14 protein-coding genes and 1 pseudogene are annotated in these 18,933 nt (G+C 68.8%); 9 read left to right on the top strand and 6 right to left on the bottom strand.

Annotation, left to right across the window (positions count from 1 at the left end; all coding sequences use genetic code 11):
- Positions 1-517: 517 nt before the first annotated feature.
- Entirely contained in the window at positions 518-2,599 is a 2,082-nt protein-coding gene (locus J8N05_RS36405; protein ID WP_210890781.1) for an NPCBM/NEW2 domain-containing protein, read from the bottom strand.
- Positions 2,600-2,949: 350 nt separating this feature from the next.
- Between J8N05_RS36405 and J8N05_RS36400 the strand changes: the two genes are divergently transcribed.
- Positions 2,950-3,153 (top strand): hypothetical protein, encoded by a 204-nt coding sequence (locus J8N05_RS36400; RefSeq protein ID WP_210890779.1) that lies wholly within the window; start codon positions 2,950-2,952, stop codon positions 3,151-3,153.
- Positions 3,154-3,321: 168 nt separating this feature from the next.
- Here the strand turns inward: J8N05_RS36400 and J8N05_RS48015 are convergent, their stop codons facing one another.
- The 5 genes from J8N05_RS48015 to J8N05_RS36375 all read right to left on the bottom strand — a co-directional run bounded on the left by J8N05_RS48015 (position 3,322) and on the right by J8N05_RS36375 (position 11,425).
- On the bottom strand, positions 3,322-4,311 hold the full coding sequence (locus tag J8N05_RS48015; protein ID WP_210890777.1) for a site-specific integrase: 990 nt from the start codon (positions 4,309-4,311) through the stop codon (positions 3,322-3,324).
- Between the two features lie 396 nt (positions 4,312-4,707).
- On the bottom strand, positions 4,708-6,549 hold the full coding sequence (locus J8N05_RS36390; protein WP_210890775.1) for a GMC family oxidoreductase: 1,842 nt from the start codon (positions 6,547-6,549) through the stop codon (positions 4,708-4,710).
- Positions 6,546-7,031, bottom strand: coding sequence for a hypothetical protein (locus J8N05_RS36385; RefSeq protein WP_210890774.1), 486 nt, complete (start codon positions 7,029-7,031; stop codon positions 6,546-6,548). The genes J8N05_RS36390 and J8N05_RS36385 overlap by 4 nt, the downstream gene beginning before the upstream one ends.
- Before the next feature lie 144 nt (positions 7,032-7,175).
- Entirely contained in the window at positions 7,176-7,391 is a 216-nt protein-coding gene (locus tag J8N05_RS36380; protein WP_210890772.1) for a hypothetical protein, read from the bottom strand.
- Positions 7,391-11,425: a non-ribosomal peptide synthetase gene (locus tag J8N05_RS36375; RefSeq protein WP_407699994.1), complete on the bottom strand. Its 4,035-nt coding sequence runs from the start codon at positions 11,423-11,425 to the stop codon at positions 7,391-7,393. The genes J8N05_RS36380 and J8N05_RS36375 overlap by 1 nt, the downstream gene beginning before the upstream one ends.
- A 1,306-nt stretch (positions 11,426-12,731) precedes the next feature.
- Between J8N05_RS36375 and J8N05_RS36370 the strand changes: the two genes are divergently transcribed.
- The 8 genes and pseudogenes from J8N05_RS36370 to J8N05_RS47675 all read left to right on the top strand — a co-directional run bounded on the left by J8N05_RS36370 (position 12,732) and on the right by J8N05_RS47675 (position 18,703).
- On the top strand, positions 12,732-13,940 hold the full coding sequence (locus tag J8N05_RS36370) for a CaiB/BaiF CoA transferase family protein (RefSeq protein WP_210890770.1): 1,209 nt from the start codon (positions 12,732-12,734) through the stop codon (positions 13,938-13,940).
- Positions 13,937-14,737: an enoyl-CoA hydratase-related protein gene (locus tag J8N05_RS36365; protein ID WP_210890768.1), complete on the top strand. Its 801-nt coding sequence runs from the start codon at positions 13,937-13,939 to the stop codon at positions 14,735-14,737. Before J8N05_RS36370 ends, J8N05_RS36365 begins: the two co-directional genes overlap by 4 nt.
- 343 nt (positions 14,738-15,080) lie before the next feature.
- Positions 15,081-15,584, top strand: a complete 504-nt coding sequence (locus J8N05_RS36360; protein WP_210890766.1) for an Imm1 family immunity protein — start codon at positions 15,081-15,083, stop codon at positions 15,582-15,584.
- A gap of 276 nt (positions 15,585-15,860) precedes the next feature.
- Entirely contained in the window at positions 15,861-16,208 is a 348-nt protein-coding gene (locus tag J8N05_RS36355; RefSeq protein WP_210890764.1) for a hypothetical protein, read from the top strand.
- 518 nt (positions 16,209-16,726) lie between these two features.
- Positions 16,727-16,894 carry a hypothetical protein gene (locus J8N05_RS47685; protein ID WP_247706831.1) on the top strand — a complete coding sequence of 56 codons (168 nt, stop codon included), beginning with the start codon at positions 16,727-16,729 and terminating at the stop codon, positions 16,892-16,894.
- Positions 16,895-16,945: 51 nt separating this feature from the next.
- Positions 16,946-17,718, top strand: a pseudogene (locus J8N05_RS36345) (transposase).
- 123 nt (positions 17,719-17,841) lie between these two features.
- Positions 17,842-18,384 carry a helix-turn-helix domain-containing protein gene (locus J8N05_RS47680; RefSeq protein WP_247706830.1) on the top strand — a complete coding sequence of 181 codons (543 nt, stop codon included), beginning with the start codon at positions 17,842-17,844 and terminating at the stop codon, positions 18,382-18,384.
- Positions 18,266-18,703 (top strand): transposase family protein, encoded by a 438-nt coding sequence (locus tag J8N05_RS47675; protein ID WP_247706829.1) that lies wholly within the window; start codon positions 18,266-18,268, stop codon positions 18,701-18,703. The genes J8N05_RS47680 and J8N05_RS47675 overlap by 119 nt, the downstream gene beginning before the upstream one ends.
- Positions 18,704-18,933: the final 230 nt, after the last annotated feature.

The following is an 18,933-nucleotide window of genomic DNA, read 5'->3' as shown; positions in this document are numbered from 1 at the left end:
AACGGCGCGCTCGGCCACGATGGTCCGGCACCCGGATGACGACCGTTGCCGTCCAAGCCGCGCTTCGGAAGGGCCCGCTGTCGAGGCAGGCTCGTGCCCGGGAGGGCTTGGGGGCGCGGGGAACTGCGCGCTCGGCCACGACGGTCCGGCACCCGGATGACGGCCGCATCCGTTCAAGCCGCGCCTCGGGAGGGCCCGGTTGTCGAGGCAGGCTCGTGTCCGGGAGGGCTTGGGGGCGCGGGGAACTGCGCGCTCGGCCACGACGGTCCGGCACCCGGATGACGGCCGCATCCGTTCAAGCCGCGCCTCGGGAGGGCCCGGTTGTCGAGGCAGGCTCGTGTCCGGGAGGGCTTGGGGGCGCGGGGAACTGCGCGCTCCGCCACGGCGGACCCGCAGCCGGAAGGCCACCGCATCCGTGTGGGCCCGCACTCGTGAGAGGCCCGGCGCTCGGGGAACTGCGCGCCAGGACATGGCGGGCCGCCACCGGACGGCGTCGGCCCGCGCCGAGTCGACGGCGTCAGCAAGTCAGCCGCGCCACCCCCCAGTCACCGTGGTCCGACGTGATCCCGTCCCCGCCGTCCGTCACGGCCAGGCGGACCACCCGCGCCCCGCTGACGTCCGCGGCAAGGGCCCGCGCATCGTCCGCGTTGGTGAGGACCCCGGTCGACGCCACCTTCGTACCGTCGGCCCAGATCTCGAACGCGACGGACCCGTCGGCACCCTCCTCGTCGTCGACACCGACCTCCGCGGTGACGGTCTCGCAGGCCCCGCCCGCGTAGAACTCGACGGCGCTCTCCGCGTGGACGCCGAGCCCGGTGGCGTAGACGGCACCGTTGACCGTGAGCGGACCGCCGTCGCCCGCCGCGCTCTCGCCGTTGCTGGTGTCGCGCTCGACGGGCCCCCAGCCGTTGGTCGCCGACAGCCAGGGGAGAGCGCCGAGGTTCGACGTGCCGGAGGGCGGCGCCACCGCGACGGTCGCCGTCAGCGGCAGCACGCTCTCGGCCCGCACCCCGCCGGGCGAGCGGTACACGGCCTTCAGCGTCACGTCGTACGCTCCCGGAAGCGTGCCGGCGGGCGCGGTCACCGTCCACCTCGTACGCAACGCCCTGCCGGTCGGCAGGGAGTCCGCCGTGGTCGGCGAGTCGGCCTTCACCCGCCACCCCTCGGGCCCGGTCATGGAGACGGAGACGCGCTTCGCGGGCGTACGGCCCAGATCCGTGACCGATGTCGTCAGGGCGGTGGCCCTGCCCGCCTCGGTCAACGTGCTGCCGTCCACGCCGAGTTCCACGGCGGGCGGGTTCACGGCCCACCGGCCGTCGGCCGAGACACGGACGAGGACCGTGCCGTGGGCGGGGACGGTCGCGGAGATCGTGCCCGCCGTGTTGTAGCTCCTGTGCTGCCACAGATCGCGCAGCGTGTAGGCGTCCGCCTCGGGCAGCCCGACGGCCTGCGCGCTGGTGGCGATCCGCTGCGGGCTGCCGGTCTCGTTGAAGAGGGCGACCGCGCGGCTGCCGTCCTTCATCTCCTTGGCGACGACCCAGCGACCGCCCTCGGAGGAGAGCACCGCGCCCTGCTTGCCGAGCGGGTCCTGGTCGACCGCGATGACCTCCTTGTTGCCGATGATGTCGAAGGTCTCCTCGGACGCGGACCGCAGGTCGGAGCCGATGAGCAGCGGCGCGGCCATGACCGACCACATCGAGAAGTGCGTGCGGTACTCCGTGGCCGTCATCCCGCCGTTGCCGACCTCCAGCATGTCGGGGTCGTTCCAGCGCCCGGGACCGGCGTACTGCGCGAGCGGGAGGTTCTGCTTCATGATCGAGAGCATCGAACCCCAGTTGTCACTGATGTCCCCGGTCGTACGCCACAGCTGGCCGACGTCGGCCGCCCATTCCCAGGGCTTGTTCTCGCCCCACTCGCAGATGCTGTACACGATGGGGCGGCCGGTCGTCTGCGAGGCGGCCTTCAGGGCGTCCCGCATGGTCGTGTAGCGCTGTTTGGCGTCCACACCCTGGTTGTTGCAGTTGTCGTACTTCAGGTAGTCGACACCCCAGTCCGCGAACTGCCGGGCGTCGCTGTACTCGTGGCCCAGCGCGCCGGGAAATCCCGCGTCGTTGCAGGTCTTCGTACCCGCGCTGGTGTAGATGCCGAGCTTGAGCCCCTTGGCGTGCACATAGTCCGCGACCGCCTTGATCCCGCCGGGGAAGCGGGCCGGGTCCGGTACCAGTTTGCCGTCGGCGTCACGGGCGGGCAGTGCCCAGCAGTCGTCGAGGTTGACGTACTCGTACCCGGCGTCCTTGAGCCCCTTGTCGACGAAGATGTCCGCGATCCCCTTGACCATCGCCTCGTCGAACTCGGCCCTGCAGTGCGTGGAGTTCCAGTTGTTGAAGCCCATGGGCGGGGTGAGGGCGAGACCGTCGTCCGCGGCCGGTGCGGCCGACACCGGTGCGGCCGACACCGGTGCGGCCGGGGTCAGGGCGCCGGCGGTCGGGATCGGCCCGGCCGTCCCCCAGGTACCGGTCAGGCCCAGCGCGCCGAGCAGCCCGGCGGTGAGTGCTCCGACCACTCTTCGGCGAGGTGTGCGGGTGGGAAGGTGACGCATCGTTACGTTCCTCCGTACTCGCGAAAGGTTGGATGTCCGCATGTCCGCGTCATCCGTGCGCGTTTACGGTAGGACCTGTTGCACTGTGGTGGAAGGGATGCGGTCATGGTTGTTCGATATCCCGTCAAATCCCTTGACCATGGCTCTTGGGGGGTGCGCTCCGAGCTGTACGTGCGGTTGTGTTGGTTTGAGCCAACGAGGCCATTCCCGGCGCAGCCAGTGCCCGCCGAGCTCATGGCGCCTGCATGACGGGCCAGGACATCGGATGTCAGCGGACCCGGTGGAGAGCCGACCGTGGGTTCCGGGAAGCCCGACCGTGACCCCTGGGCGGGTCGGCAGTTGAGTGGGGCATGAAGAAGCGCAGCATGCTCGCCATCGCGTCCCTCGCCACCGGCTTCGTGGTGGCGGCCGTCACCCCGTCCCACTCCCTCGACGGTGACGCCCTCAACAGCCTCAGCACGCTCGATGTGCAGGACACCCTCAGCACGGTGGACCAGACGATCAGCGACGGCAGCCTGGAGACGGACGGCACTTCCCCGGCGCAGGAGGGCTGACCGGGCCCTTCCCGCCGCCCGTTCCGCCTGTCGAGACCCCGAAGCCCGGCCCACCGAGGGCCGGGCTTCCGTGCGTGTGCGAGCCCTCGAACGCGCACTCATCAGGCTTCGACGCGCAGCTCATCGCCGATGCCCCGAAGCGCTGACCCCTTCTGGCTCGGGTCCTCTCTACGACGGGTCCTCGCTGATGGCCTCGCGGCGCTGCCCCGGCGGCGGGGTCGCGGCCACGAAGTCGGCGCTCAGTACGTCGGCGTACGTGGCCAGATCTTCGTGCGTGGCCACCACGGCGCGCACGATCCGGTTGATCGTGTCCGAGCGGGCCAGGCGTGCGCCCCGGGCGCGGTTGGCCGACCCCGTCAGCAGGGCTCCTCGGGAGGTGAAGGTGCCGTAGGCGGTGTTGGTGACGCGGCCGGTCGCCGGGTCGGGCGCGAAGGTTCCGGCGGGAGTGAGCCCGGTGTAGGCGTCGATCGCGCGGACGGCGTCGCGGCTGATGGTGACACTGGTGGTCGCGGTCTCCTCCGCGTTCTTGGGCCGGACCTTCCAGGTGGTGCGGAAGCCCTCGTCGACGCGGTTCTCCAGGTTCAGGGCGCGGATCGTGCCGGGGCGCAGCTTCTCGTGCCCGAAGTAGCCGTTGAGCAGCAGGTGTATCAGGGCCCGGTCGCGCAGCGCGTCGCGGCCGGTCAGCCGGTCGGCGGCCTGCAGCAGCCACCTCGGGCCGTCACCCCTGAGACCGGTGCGCATGGGATCGGCGGGCACGGGGGCCCCGACGAGGCGCGCCCGGGTGAGTTCCGCGTCTACCCCGTCGGCGATGCCCAGGTCCAGCAGGTGCTGGTAGAAGCTCGTGACGGCGGAGGCCATCGCGGCGCGGGTGGCCAGCGCGTCGTGCCCGTGCATGTCGGAGATCCACACGCCGATGTTGGCGCGGGCGCAGGTGTAGGGGTCCAGTCCGCTGTCGAGGTCGCACCAGTTGAGCCAGGCGGTGACGTAGGCGCGGTAGTGGCGGCGGGCCTCGGAGGAGAACGCGCCGGAGACCAGCTTGTACACACCGCCCTCGGCGGTCCAGTCGGCGAGCTGTCGGTAGGCGTCGTGGGCGTCGTCGCACGGGGCCGGGCGCTCGGGCGAGCAGTCGATCGAGTGGCGGTGCAGGGCGTTCGTCACCCGCGGCAGTTTACGCGCTAAGTGTGGTAACGGACCTCGCCTCTCCAAAAAGTGGCATGGCTCCCGGACCTACCCCGCGGTACAAACCAGCACCTGGAGACCACCGCTTGGTGCCCCCACTTCCGCGCACGATGCTGCAGGGCGCGTACGCGGAGCTGAGTGACCTCGGTGGCCTGGCGCTTCTGGAAGCAGCAGACGTGCCCCGCCCGTGCAGCGTCTGCAGTGACGCATCCAAGACGGCGAGTACGCGCTCAACCAGTCCGAATCCGCCGTCGGACGTGAAGTACGGCAGCGGCTGCAGGCCGAGGCCGGGCAGCCGTGCCCTGGCGGCGAGGTGCACGCCGCCAGGGGTGATCAGTCGCGTACCGCCGAACCGGAACGCACCGGAACGCAGTGCTACGAGGCGGCTGGTGCGGGATGCCTGGCGGATGTGATGCGGCGTCGGTCGAGGAGGTCCCGATGCATCTCCTCACTGCTGCGCAGGGCGAGTGCCGCCATGGTCAGTGAGGGGTTGGACGTGGCCACCGTGGGCATGCTGCCGCACCCGACGGCGTAGAGGTAAGGGTGGTCCCAGCAGCGTTGCCATTCGTCGACCACGGATGTGCGAGGTGAGTCGCCCATGATGTGGGTTCCGGCTCCGTGGCCGGCCGCCCGGTAGGCGTAGGAGCTGCCTTCGAACTCGAAGTAACTGGGCCAGCCGGGCCCCTGTTCGAAACGCGTATGGTCCTGTGCGCCCAGCAGATCGAAGAGCTGGTCGGACACCGCCTTCGCGGCGGCGATGCCGCGTTTGACGTAGTCGGACAGGTCGTAGTGGATGATCGGCCGCGGAGTGCCCAGCGCGTCGCGGTGACGAGAGTCGATGGTCACGCGGTTCGCCGGGTCGGCCTCCTGTTCGAGTTCGAACTGGAAAGCGAATTCGCGTCCGATCTGATCGCCGAGCGCCCGCCGCAGTTCTGTACCGAGGATGCCGTGGCCGTCGGACCCTCCGGTGCCCAGGAGTTCGGCGACCCGCTGTTCGGGCGGTCCCAGGGACCAGGTCCAGCCCCAGTTGCCGATCTCCACGCGAAACGGGGCGCGCCGGGCTCGCGCGGCGCCGAAGCGGAAACCCTCCAGCCCGGAGGTCGAGCCGGGACCACGGTAAGCACCGACCTGCTGGGGCATCAGGCCCCACGTCAGCAGGACCGGGTGGTCCATCAGGTTGCGGCCGACCTGGTCGCTGCTGTTGGCGGCCTCGGAGACGAGGAGGAGCTTGGCGTTCTCGATCGCGTGCGCGGCCAGGACGACGAGGTCCGCGTCGACGCTGTGGGTCACCGCTCCGGCGGTGTCGTCACCGTAGGACCGGTAGTCGACACCTGCCGCCCGCCCGTCGGCTCCGATCCGGACCCGCGTGACGACCGCCCGGGTGACCAGGGTGACGGACGATCCCCAGCGGGCCTGTGTCTTGAGGGGCGTGTACTTCGCCTGGGACGGGCAGATCGGAACGCAACTGGCGTAGCCCTGGCACAGCGTTCCCCGATCCGGCTGCCCCGGTCCCGGGGCGGGCCGGTAGCCGGCGCCGTCGTCGTAGGAGGGATTGGGCAGGCCGTTGCGGGCGTGTGGTGTCGTGACGACGCGCAGAGGGACCGGATCGTCCGCCCCGGGATCCCGAATGGTCCCGCCGTCCAGGGACTTCGTCATCACCTGGTCCAGGTAGCTCTGCGGGATGGGCCGCATGGGGAACTGGTAGCCCTCCGGGAACGGCAGGCCGATTTCCGCACCCTGCTCCTCCGCGTCGCCGGCCACCCCGATCTCCCGCTCGGCCGCGCGGTAGTACGGTTCCAGGTCGTCGTAGCCGAGAGGCCAGTTCCGCCCCTGCCCGAAGTCCCCGGCGCGGAAGTCCTCGGGGTGCATCCGGAGCGCGAGTCCGGTCCAGGGCAGGCCGGTACCGCCGTTGGCCCGCAGGTATCCGCTGCCGTACGGAAGCGGGCCGTTCTGCACGAAGTACTCGCCGACGTCGCCCATCGCCGGCGACGGTGCCGCGGTACTCGTCCGGTAAGGCGAGTTGGGCACCTTGAGCAGTGCTGTGCGGTACGCCTCGACCGCGTCCGCGTGCCCCCCGTCCGAGCTGGACGCGCCGTGTCCGGCCTCCAGCACCAGGACCCGCCAGCCCTGGTCGCCCAGGCGCTTGGCCACCAGGGAACCCGCGAAACCCGCACCGACCACGACCACGTCCCACCGCCGCCCCTGCGGACCGCTCATCGCGCGACCACCGACTCGGTGTCACGTGCTCCCCTGGGCGCTGCCTCGGACGGGGCGGGCGCTGCCTCGGACGGGGCGTCGGCCCAGCTCCCGTGCGCCTGTGCCGCCGCGCCGGGCGCGTTCCCGCCGAACGCACGCCATACGAGACCCTGTTCATAGGCCTGGGACGAGACCACGTACGGCCCGGTCTGCGGTGTCCCCGCTCCGTTGTCCGGGGGCAGCGAATCCGGCAGGCCGGGCCATGTTCCGACGTACCAGAGGTGGGTGATCGCCCGCGCCAGCTCCCGGGCGGAATCGTCCTCGAAGCGCGGCGGGCCGTCGGGGGTCCCCGCCACCGAGTCGGCGAGCCGGTCGAGCCGCTCGGCTCCTGTCTGATCCACGACGACCTGCCGGTACGTGTGCAACATGCCGGTCTCCTGCAACTCCCTGCAGTCGAAACCGGTCAGGTCCGCCGACAGGGCGGCGAACTGGTGGAGTTCCATGCTCTCGAAATCCTTTTTCCTATGGGGTCAGACAAGTTCTTCTCGTACACGCGCGCCCTCGCGGGACGGTGAGCCCGCGCGGGTCGGGCTCGCGCCGGATCGCTGGGCACGGCCGACGCCCGGACCGGTACCGGCGTCCCCGCGTCAGCGGCGTTCCGCCGTGGCGGCTCCACCGGATCGGGCACGGCGAACGACATTCCGCGCGACGATCGGCGCATCCTGGCTGTCGCCCTCGGGCCGGGGCAGCGCAACCGCCACCACCTGCCCCGGGGCGACGCCGCCGAGGTGCGGCGCCAGGCCCTCCGGTGAGCCGGGGTCGTCGGCGCCGTGTGCCTCGGGAGTCCCGTCGCGGATCGCCATCACTGCTCCCGTGCGTCGGGGAGGAGCGAAGGCCGGGCCTCGGCCGGGCCGGTACCGCTTCCCGCGTCGGGGTCGAACCGGTTCAGTTCGGCCGTGATGACGGCGGCGACTCGCGGCAGTTCGTCGCTCTCCAGCATGTCCCAGTGGCCGCAGTCCACCGGTTCCACCACGAAGCCGCCGCCGGCGCGCCGCTCCCAGAACGCGCGGAGTTCGGCGGCTGCCTCACCGTCCTCGTCGTCCTCCACGGCCATGGCCTGCATGAGCACCGTGCGGGCCCGCGAGTCGGGCACCTCGTAGGCGAGGCCGGTTGCCTGGTGGTGGTTGTACACCGTGAGGTACCGGGCGACCTGAGCATCGTCGATGCCCGGGAACATGCCGTTGAAGCGGATCAGCTTCTGCCGGAACTCCTCCATGCCGGTCGGCGTGAACGGGGCGTGCCGTTCCGCGTCCTCGGCGCCGCGGGTGTCGAGCAGGACCGCGCTCACCCTTTCGTGCCCGGCCGCCGCCAACTGGCGGGCCATCTCGTGGGCGATCAGCCCTCCGTAGGACAGCCCGCACAGCACCAGTGCCTCGTCCGGGCGGGGATCGACGAGCCGCAGGTACTCCTCGGCGATGGCCTCCACGGTCGGCAGGGTCGACTCACCGGGATTGATCCCCGGGGCCTGCAGGCCCAGCACGCCGACGTCCTCCGCGAGCGCGGTGGACAACGGCAGATAGCAGAAGGCGGTGCCGCCGGCGGGGTGGACGCACACCACGCGCTGCCGGCCGTCTCCGGCGCGGAACTCGACCAGGCTGCTGTGGTGCGCGGGTCCGGCGGTCCCGGAGAGGGCACCGCGAACGAACTCCGCGAGCGCCTCGATCGTGGGACGCAGCATGACGTCCCGGACCGGCAACGCCACGCCGAGTTCCTCCTGCACGGCGTGTGCCATCTTGATGGCCGAGATCGAGGTGCCGCCGAGCTCGAAGAAGTTGTCCGCGACCCCGACGTCCGGGTGCAGCAGCACCTGCCGCCAGATCCGGTACAGGGCCATCTCGACGTGGTCACGGGGTGCGGCCGTGTTGACCCGCCCGGCGCGGGTTCCGGAGGTCGCGCTCAGCACGGCCTCCCGGTCCACTTTGCCGTTGCGGTTCAGCGGCAGCCGCGCGAACTCGGCGACGACCGCGGGGATCATGTAGTCGGGCAGCCGTTCCCCGAGCGCGAGACGCCATTCGTGGGGTGTCCGGTCGGGCCCGGGGTCGCGTCCCACGCCGGCCACCAGTTGCGGGTCGCCCGGCGTCCGGCGGTCGGCCAGGACGACCGCCTCCCGCACCCCGGGCACCGCCAGCAGAGCGGCCTCCACCTCGCCGGGCTCGATGCGGAAGCCGCGCAGCTTGAGCTGGTCGTCGCTGCGGCCGACGTACTGGGCGTTGCCGTCCGGCAGCCAGCGCGCCAGATCGCCGGTGCGGTAGAGGCGTTCTCCTGGCACGAACGGGTCCGGCACGAAACGCTCGTCGGTGAGGTCGGGTCGGTGCAGGTACCCGCGCGCCAGGCTTGCGCCTCCCGCGTACACCTCGCCGGGAATTCCCACGGGCACCGGGCGCATGCGGTCGTCCAGCAGGTACAGGCGCGTGCCGCGCAACGGCCGCCCGATGGGGCACGACCGCGAGCGGGCCTGCGGATCGGTGTACGCGGTGGTGTAGAGCGTGGCTTCGGTCGGTCCGTAGCCGTAGCAGATCCGAAGGCCCGGCAGTGCCTCGCGCATGCGGTGCAGCGCGGCTTCCGGCAGGGACTCCACGCCGGTGAGGAGCTGGCGCAGGCTCAGCCCGGCCAGCCGCCGGGACGGGTCCTCGTCGATCCACATGACGTAGGAGGGGGGCAGGAAGGCCTGGGTCACCCGCCGCTCCCGCAGCCAGTCCATGAGGGCCCCGGGGTCGCCGCGAAGCTCGTCGGGGACGAGGTGGAGCACCGCGCCCGTCGTCAGCGGCATGAGGAGTTCGTGCACCGAGGCGTCGAAGCCGATGCTCGACCAGGCCGAGGCGGCCTCGCCCGCGGCGTCGCCCATGAGTTCGCGCCAGTGGTCGAGGAGATTGACGACGCTGCCGTGGGTCACCGCCACCCCCTTGGGGCGGCCGGTCGACCCGGAGGTGTAGATGACGTAGGCCAACCGGGCAGGGTCCGGGTCGATCCGCGGCGCGGTCTCCCGTGTGCCCTCCGCCTCGACGGCGGTCAGGTCCTGCCAGCGTCCGCCGTCGGCCGCCGGGGCCGCGTGGTCGGTCAGCACGAGCGCCGGCTCGGCATCGGCCACCATGGCCGCGAGCCGTTCGGTGGGCTGCCCGGGATCGAGGGGGAGGTAGGCGGCCCCGGCCTTGAGGATTCCGAGGACCCCGACGACCAGTTCGAGCGTGCGCCCGGCGTGCAGGCCCACCACCTGGCCGGGGCGGACACCGCGGGCGGTCAGCGCGCTCGCCAACCGGTCGGCTCGCAGGTCCAGCGCCGCGTAGGTCACTTCCGCGTCCCCGGCGACCACGGCCGGCTGTTCGGGCCGGGTACGCACCTGTTCCGCGAAACGCTCCAGCAGGGCGGCGGACGCCGGTGTCACCGGGTCGCCTCCCCAGCTGAAGGTCGACAGGATCTCTCGCTGCTCGTCCTCGTCCAGCAGGGTGAGGTCGCCGAGGTCCGCCGTGGGCCGCTCGGTCATCAGCCGGAACACCCGCAGGAGTTGGCGTGCGAACCGCTCGACGGTCGTCTGGTCGAAGAGGGCGGTGGCGTACTCGATCCCGCCGACCAGGCGCCGGCCCTCGTCGGCGACGACCGCCACCAGGTCGAATTTCGCGGCGACGTGTGAGTCGTCCTCGCGCAGCTCGACTCTCACGCCGGGGAATTCGAGGTCCTGCCGCATGGAGGGCACCCACGCGACCATCGTCTGGAACAGGGCCGTGTAGGCCGGACTGCGCGGCGGGTTGACCAGCTCCACGACCCGTTCGAAAGGCAGGTCCACATGGCGAAGGTCTTCACGCAGCCGCTGGTTCACGCGCTTCAGCGCCTCCCCGACGGTCGGTGAGCCGGACAGGTCCGCGCGCACGGCAAGGGTATTGGCCAAGAAGCCGATGAGGCCTCCGACGTCGCCCTGCCTGCGGTTGGCCGTCGGGGTGCCGACAACGATGTCTTCCTGCCCGGAGAGCAGGGACAGCAGCACCGACCAGCCGGTCAGGACCGTCGCGTACAAGGAGACCCCGTGGTGCTTCGCCAGGGCTCGCAGCGCCTGGGTGAGGTCCTCGTCGACGACCAGGGCCGCCCTGCCGCCGCGGAAATCCTGCTCCGGCGGACGGGTCCGGTCAGTGGGCAGGGGAAGCACGGCCGGGACCCCGCTCAGCGCACCGGTCCAGTACTCGGCGTACGCGGCGGACTCCTCTCCCGCCATCCAGTCCCACTGCCAGCGGGTGTAGTCGCTGTACTGCCACCGCAGTTCCGGCAGCGACACTTCCTGTCCCGCGTGCAGCGCGGCGTACATCGTGCTCAGCTCCCGCAGCAGCAGGGACTGGGACCAGCCGTCGAAGATGAGGTGGTGTGCTGTAAGGAGAAGGACGTGGTGGTCCTCACCGAGCACGACCAGGCGACCGCGCGCCATGGCTTCCTCGCCGAGGCGGAAGGGAGTGCTGCCCACCGCCCGCTGCGCCTGTGCGAGGCGCTCGCCCGCGTCCGGCAGCCCTCTCAGATCCTCGACGGTGACGGGGAAGCCCGTCTCCGGGGGATCGACGACCTGAAGTGCCGAGCCCTCGGCCGGCACCAGCCGGGTGCGGAGCGCTTCGTGCCGGGCGGCGAGCAGGTGCAGCGCCTGGACGAGCAGGTTCGCGTCCAGCGGCCCCTTGAGGTCGAAGTTCATGAGCCCGTGGTACGCGGCGCTGGCCTCCCCACCCATCCGCGCGAGGACCCACAACCGCTCCTGTGCCAAGGACAGGGGGGCGGGGTCGGACGAGGGGACGCCGACGGGGCCTGATGCCGATGAGGCCGACCGGGTGGACGGGAGGGTTCGGGGGGTGGCGATGCGAGGCACAAGGTCTCCTTCATGAGCGAGGAAGACGGCGAAACAGGCGTGGGACGCGGCGCAGGGAGGGCCTGTGTCCGGTCGGCCGCACCGGCGACCGGGAGCATGGCGAGGGCGACAGCTGAAGGAGTGGTGGCTGCGTCGGGCCTCGGCGTGCCGGGCAGGATTCCGAGGCGCCCGTCCGGCGGCGGGCTTTCGTCGTAACTCAGGAATTTTATCGGCGTATTACCCGCACATGACGTCGGGGGTATCGGTCGAAGCAGCTGGACCAGCAATAGATATGGCTAATCACCAATTAATGGTTCGTCACGCAAAAGTACATCCCAGGCTGCTTTAAAGGTCAACAGTGACGCAGGTCACACAAGTTCCTGGCGTCGAAATGTTTGGATCCGTCATGTCTCGAAAAAGGGTATGGCGGCAATTCTGTCAAATATCACCACCCTTCCGTCATGGGGAACTGGGTGGGAGAAGTCCGATGCACGCCGAAAAGGCGTACGGTCCGGCGATGTCGAATCTCCCGCCCTTGGCGCGGGTTGTCGAAACCTGCACGCCATCCAGCCCGTCTGTACGCGGTGGGCTGCACCGTTTCGCCGAAGTGAAGCCTTGACGGGGCGTAGATCTTCATTACGCTGAAGCGGCTTGAGATTCACGGAGGCGCTAATGAGGGAGACCCGAGCCGGTGCGGTCGCGGATGCGGCAGCATCTCACGCGTCCCCTGCGGTGGACGTGTCGGCGCGTGTCGTGTTCATGCGATTGCGCCTCGTAGGGACTGGACATCACTACCTGGGGGAGAAGGTCGGTCGTCGCCGGCGGGGTCGGAAGAGGGGTGGCTGACGCGGCGTTAATCGGGCAGGTCCGGCGGGCGCATGCCCTCGATATGCCGGCGGGTCGGCTGTTCGGCATCACCCCACGTGACCGTCGGATTACGGCTGCCGGGCAGAACAAATGACGCCGTCCGTAAAAGCGCTAGTCTCGGGGAGAGGAAAAATTTTCATCTCCGACTGAATGCATATCGGTCCGGACGGGTTCGCCGCGAAGGGGGCCGGCCGACTCCGCGGCGATTTCTCCCGACTGTCCTGTACGGGCCCAGAAAGCGGGCTTGGGAAGGTGAACCCGGAGCCGAGGAATCCGGCCGTCCGGGCGCACCCCGGCCCGGGTGTCGCCGCTTCTTCACACACCACACGCCGCACACCACACACGGTTTACGGACCCCCGGTCGATCCGGGCAACCCAGTAGGGGCCAAGGCATGAGTGTCCGCCGAGACCGAAAGGTCACACCCCAGTTCCTGAGGACAGCGGAAAGGACGTTACTTTGATGAGCAGCGACACTTTGACGAGCACCGACGGCCTGCCCTTGGACGGTGTGACCGTCCTCGACTTCACCCAGGTCTTCATGGGTCCCAGCTGCACCCAGCTGCTGGGTGATTACGGCGCCGACGTGATCAAGATCGAGCGCCCCGGAACCGGCGACCTCTCCCGGACGTCCTTCCCGGACCGGGACGGGCTGGACGGGCCGATCTTCCTCGCCATCAACCGGAACAAGCGCAGCGTCTGCGTCGACGTCCGCGCGCCCGAAGGCAAGGAAGTGATCCTGAGTCTGGTCCGCACGGCAGACGTGGTGGTGAGCAACTTCCGCGGTGGTGTGATGGAACGGCTCGGTTTCGGCTACGAGGACCTGCGCACGATCAACCCTCGTCTCATCTGGGCCTCCGGCACCGGTTTCGGAAGCGCCGGCCCGTACAGCCACAAGGGCGGCCAGGATGTGATCAGCCAGGCCTACTCCGGGGTGATGTGGCGCCGCGAATCACCGGACCTGCCGCTGTCCGTCTACCCCACACCACTGGGCGACTACACCACCGGCATGCATCTGCTGCAGGGCATATTGCTCGCGCTGTTCACCCGGACCAGGACCGGGGAGGGCCAGAAGGTCGAAGTCAGCATGTACGACTCGATGCTGCACATGCAGATGCAGGAGGCCTGCGCGCAGCTCAACCGCGGCTACGAGGTCAACTGGGCCAGCATGCCGCTCAGCGGTGTCTTCCCGACCATGGACGGCGCAGTCTGCATGGTCGGAGCGTTCAAGGAGAACCCGCTACGCGCGGTCTGTGCAGCCCTGGAGATGGACGAGGACCTCTCGCTGCGCGAGGAGTACTCCACCATGGAGGCGCAGTTCCAACGACGCCCGCAGCTCCAGGCGATCTTCCGGCAGCGGTACGCCGGCAATGTCACGGATCACTGGATCCGACGGCTGGAGGAGCAGGACATCCTCTGCGCCCCGGTGCGCACTCTGGAAGAGGCTCTCGCGGACGAGCAGACCGCGGTCAACGGCATGATCGTCGATATGAACCACCCGGTGGCCGGCAAGGTCAGGGCGGTCGCCGCCCCCATCCTCCTCTCCGGCGCCCGCATGGCCGTCCGCCACAGCCCGCCGCAGCTCGGCGAGCACAGTTCCGAGGTCCTCAGGGAACACGGCTTCGACGACGCCCGGATCGCCGCGCTGGTGGAGAGCGGTGTCCTGCGGTGACCGCAGCGCCCTCCGCGGACGAAGTGCGCCTGGAGATCGACCAGCACGTCGCCCGTGTGACCATCGACCGACCCCGGGTGCTCAACGCCGTCGGTGCCAAGACGCTTCAGCACCTCAACGAGGCCTGGGAGCGCATCGAGTCGGACCCCGAGGTCCGTGTCGTCGTCGTCACCGGTGAAGGCGACCGAGCCTTCTGCACCGGCGCCGACATGTCCGGCGAGGAGACCGCCAGGACCGGCTTGGAGTACTGGGCCGCCCTCGACCCCAACGGTTTCGGCGGCCTGTCCCTGCGCACCACCCTCGACGTCCCGGTCATCGCCCGGGTGAACGGGTACGCCCTCGGCGGTGGCATGGAGATGGTCCTGGGCTGCGACATCGTGGTCGCAGCCGATCACGCCCAGTTCGGGCTCACCGAGCCCCGCGTCGGACGCGTCCCACTCGACGGAGGAGTCACCCAGCTTGTCCGCCGGCTGCCGCATACCCAGGCGATGAGCCTGCTGCTCACCGGGCGGCGGGCGAGCGCGGCCGAGCTCGCCGGGATGGGACTGGTCAACGAGGTGGTTCCGGCCGAGCAGTTGGACGAGGCGGTCGGCCGCTGGGTCGCCGATGTTCTCGCGTGCGCTCCCACCTCGACGCGCGCCATCAAACAGATGGTGCAGCGCACCGCGCACCTGACCAGTCAGGAGGCACGGGCGACCCGTCTGCCGGCGCTGATGGCAGCCCTGGACAGCGAGGACAGCCGCGAGGGCGTCCGAGCCTTCAGAGAAAAACGCCCACCGAACTGGCCCGGCCACTGAACCGCCGGCGATCAGTGGCAGATCACTGTGGGGGATGACAGCTGACAGCTTTGGCCGGACGCTCGGCCCAAAGCCTGGTGGGAGCGCTTCGGTGGTCTGGTTGGTCGGCCGGCTGAGGGGGGCGTCTTGGAGGCGGCGTGGGTGAAGCTCGCTTGGGAGATGCAAGCAAAGATGGGTAGGGGCAAGAGCCGAATATCGTGCCCCCGAGTGGTGTCTCCCGGATCCATGGGCTGTAAGTAGGCGGTGCCTGCCATTCTCTACGAGGATCAGCTGATTTGCTTGCATTACCTTGCCATGTCGCAACCGCAGAAGCTCAAGGGAACGCGCAAGAAGTGACGAAAAAATGATCGTGCTTGGCGCCACACATGCAGGTGAGATCTACGCCCGCACTGAACAGGAGGTGAGTTCACTCATCGATCACATCATGGGTGGGCTCATCCAAGAAGGGCGAACTCCGGACGGCTTTGAGATCATTCCCGAAAGGGCTGTGATCAGTATCGTCCAGGGGAAGTATCCGGAGGAGACCATTGAGGGATGGCCAAACAACTATCTGTATGTTTCGGTGAACACTCGAAACGAGTACGGGGCGTTGAAGTGGTGGACAAGCGACATTCCCGACGGGTCGCCTGGAGGTGACGTCGCCCGATCCGTATGGACCTCGGGAGTCTCAAATCCTCCGCCCTTTGATCCGAGACTAATTTCGGATCCGGGGACACCCAGCTACTACCCGCGAGAGGCGGCCATCCCGGTGAACCTCGTTCGCGAAGCCGTTGAGGAGTTTTGTCGATCTCGAACGGGCGCGCGCCCGGAATGTTTGCCATGGCAGCGACTTGAGCAGTCGGTGTAAAAAGGCCGTACTGTGTTGTAACCGCGGTGTATGGGGGTGCGGCACGCCACCTGACTCGAACTTACGTGACGGCCCGTCGGCTTCTTAGGTGGGCCGTTTTAATCGTGTCCGTTACAGAATGTTCCAGGATCCGAAACTCCAGTTCTGCTAAACGGAAAGAGGGGGGAATCTGCGATCATCGCTGTCCGCTTTCGGGGTGAGATGTCATTTTTGCGTAGCGTACAGGACGTTTCGGACTCCCTTGACGATGTCTTCCGGGCCTCGCGAGGGGCCGATGTGGACGCAAAGGCTTCGTGGCTTGCGATGGCTAATGAGGAAGACCATTTCCCGGCACGCATGCTAGAAATCAGCGTCAATCTGAAGAACCGACTGGCCGGTGCTGTCTGGTTCGCCGGATGGGAGAACGGCCAGTGCGTATCGAATGGGTTCCGGGTGAGCTGGACGCAGCCGGTCTTCCTGACAGGTTTTCGTAGCTTCCTGCGCACACTTGACGACAGAGGCAAGAATCGACGGTCAGGAAACCGCGTCCGGCATCGGCCCATCGCCTCGGAGCTCAACCTCGCATGCCGTCCGGGGCGGAGTAGCGGGACAGTGCTTAACAAGCTGGTGCACGACAAAAGCTGAGGCGTCGAGAAGCTCGGTGTGGCCCATGTTCACGTCTGCCGTGTTGAGTGCAGTTCTGCGGTCTGCTGGTGGGATAGCTGCAGCGGTCACCTGACAGAAATGCATCGCCCGACCCGCATTGCCGAGATACCCCTGCGAGTCTTAATCGCAGGGGTATCTCATATTATCTAGTCGCTGGGCCGTAGGTCCTGGCATGATGTTGTCCATGTCCATGTCCACGTACCGAAAGGTCGATGCCGCGTAAGCGGCCCGGTGCGCTGCGCGCTGAACAGTCTCTCCGTGTCGCGTGGGGCTTGCCTCCAGAGCGGATCCACGGGCTCTCTGCCCGAACCAGCGTCGCCATAGATCGAGTAGAGCGGCTCTCGGGCGACTACTACGTGTATCCCGGTGCCACGGACCGTGCGCTGCGGCAGTATCGGGCGTTTCTGCAGCCCCCCGGACGACGGCCCCTGTATCCACAGGATGTCGAGTGTTCGTGCCGCGGTTGCTCCTTCGACGACGTGCGGCACGCTCGCGACGTGCTTGAGGAGGTCTTGCGGCAGTTGCCTCCCCGTCCCCGCGCCCAGCTGCAACGCCAGGTGCGCGCCTTGGACGCCAAGTACGTCGAGCGGACGCTGCCCGACCCGTTCGCCGCTGATCGACAGTGGCGTTCTGACCTCTGGTGGCGGCGCCGTCTGGCCGGCTGACGAGAAGCTGGATGAGATTCCCGGCCCAAGCCGCGGTGAAAGGATCAATCCGTGGCTGGTGTGATCACGGCGTCAGAGCCGTCCTGGATAGGGCCGTTCGCCGGGCTGAGCCCGCGCTGCTTCGGCAAGCTGGTGACCGCCCTGCGCCGCGAAGGAGCGGACACGGTCCGCCGAGGCCGACCGTGGGGCCTGCCCCTGAAGGGCCGCGTCCTGCTGGTCGCGGCGTACTGGCGGACGAACTTGACGCTGCGCCAGCTCGCGCCGCTGTTCGGAATCTCGAAGTCTGCGGCCGACCGCATCATCAACCGCCTCGCACCCCTGCTCGCCCTGCGGCCATGCCAACGATTCCGCAAGGACACCGTGCTCATCGTGGACGGCACCTTGGTCCCCACACGTGACCACGCGGTGGCCGCACAGTCGAAAAACCACCGGTACTCCACCAACCACCAGATCGTCATCGACGCCGACACGCGACTGGTCGTCGCAGTTGGCCAGCCCCTGCCCGGCAACCGCAACGACTGCACGGCATGGGAGTTGTCCAGAGCGAAGGCAGCCGTCGGCAACACCACGGTGATCGCTGACGGCGGCTACCGCGGCACCGGCCTGGTGATCCCACACCGCCACGAACCCGGCCAGGCCGAACTCCCGGCCTGGAAAGAGGAGCACAACCACTCACACCGCAAGTTCCGTACCCGCGTCGAGCACACACCTTCGCCCGCATGAAGAGCTGGAAGATCCTCCGCGACTGCCGATTGAAGGGCGACGGCGTTCATCACGCCATGCTCGGCATCGCCCGCCTGCACAACCTCACCCTCGCCGGATGAAGCAGCGGCCCGCACCGCACGGGACCGCATCCCCGACTCACTGCTGATCATTGCGGGACAGCGCTTACGAGCTCGTGCACGGTAGGCCGTGGCTCGGTGCCCGGGTGGCTCGTTGAGCTCTGCATGATGGGGGCTGGGGCGCGCGAGTTGATCGTGGCGGAGTACCGGATCACCGGGCTGTCGCCGGTTGTGATCGCTGAACTCATCGCCGGCATAGCGCCGTTGTGGCACGAGCGGCATCAGGCTCGCCTGACGGCGCGGCAGCGGCAACGAGCGGTAGGAACTGGGGCGAAGTACGAGTTCGTCTTCGTCGACCGGCTGCTGGCCACGCTGGTGAGTCTGCGCCATGGAACCACGCATGACGTGCTGGCCTGCTGGTTCGGCGTGGACCGATCCACCATCACCCGCTCCATCGGCGAGGTGCGTCCCCTGCTCGCGCAGCGGGGATGCGCCATCGCCCCGGACGTCCGGCTGCGTACTCTCGCCGAGGTCATCGAGTACTGGGCGCGGTGGTCGGACCGGCATCATCGACGACACGGAGATCCGCGTGCGACGCCCGGCTGCCGGCCGCAAGGACCGCGACAAGTTCGTCTCCGGAAAGACCAAGCAGAACGCCGTGAAGTCCATGGTCCTGACGGACGCCGAGGGGCGCATGCTGTTCTGTAGTCCGGTTCGGCCAGGCAGTTGTGCTGACATCACCCAGGCCCGGGAGCTGGGCCTGGGCCAGCTCCCGGGCCGACGGACCATTCATGGAGATCCTCGCGGATGCCGGCAACCAGGGCATGGGAGCGCAGGCCGGCGGCCGGGTGGTGACACCGCCGCATCGCAAGTGAAAGAAGAACGCTCCTGTCTGGTACGAGGAGCGGCACGAGCAGCAGCGCACGGCGCACTCCTGACGGCGCATCCGTGTCGAGCACGGCATCGCGCACCTCAAGAACTGGAGGGCTCTGACCCGCCATCTTGGCCGACGCGAGCACATGAGTGACATCGTCCAAGCCGTCGCCGGACTCCTCTCACATCAGCAGACCGCCGCCCTCGACTGTGGCCTTCGAGTCTGAACACCGACCACGCCACACGTCTCGACTTGCCACGGCCTACCGTGCACGAGCTCGTTAGCCAGGGCAACGAGCGGGAGTTCCAGGGGGATATTCTCCTGCAAACCGGGCCGACCCCGCACCTGCGGGGATCCACCGGAGATGCCGGAACGCAAGGTCG

Source organism: Streptomyces liliiviolaceus (genome assembly GCF_018070025.1).
Classification (GTDB): Bacteria; Actinomycetota; Actinomycetes; order Streptomycetales; family Streptomycetaceae; genus Streptomyces; species Streptomyces liliiviolaceus.
The sequence above is the reverse complement of the archived record's forward strand: the minus strand, read 5'-3'. Positions and strand labels throughout refer to the sequence as shown.

Bases quoted from the DNA above. Each gene is read 5' to 3' on its own strand.
- J8N05_RS36405 (WP_210890781.1), bottom strand. From the start codon at position 2,599: ATGCGTCACCTTCCCACCCGCACACCTCGCCGAAGAGTGGTCGGAGCA.
- J8N05_RS36400 (WP_210890779.1), top strand. From the start codon at position 2,950: ATGAAGAAGCGCAGCATGCTCGCCATCGCGTCCCTCGCCACCGGCTTC.
- J8N05_RS36390 (WP_210890775.1), bottom strand. From the start codon at position 6,549: ATGAGCGGTCCGCAGGGGCGGCGGTGGGACGTGGTCGTGGTCGGTGCG.
- J8N05_RS36385 (WP_210890774.1), bottom strand. From the start codon at position 7,031: ATGGAACTCCACCAGTTCGCCGCCCTGTCGGCGGACCTGACCGGTTTC.
- J8N05_RS36380 (WP_210890772.1), bottom strand. From the start codon at position 7,391: ATGGCGATCCGCGACGGGACTCCCGAGGCACACGGCGCCGACGACCCC.
- J8N05_RS36370 (WP_210890770.1), top strand. From the start codon at position 12,732: ATGAGCAGCGACACTTTGACGAGCACCGACGGCCTGCCCTTGGACGGT.
- J8N05_RS36360 (WP_210890766.1), top strand. From the start codon at position 15,081: ATGATCGTGCTTGGCGCCACACATGCAGGTGAGATCTACGCCCGCACT.
- J8N05_RS47680 (WP_247706830.1), top strand. From the start codon at position 17,842: ATGATGGGGGCTGGGGCGCGCGAGTTGATCGTGGCGGAGTACCGGATC.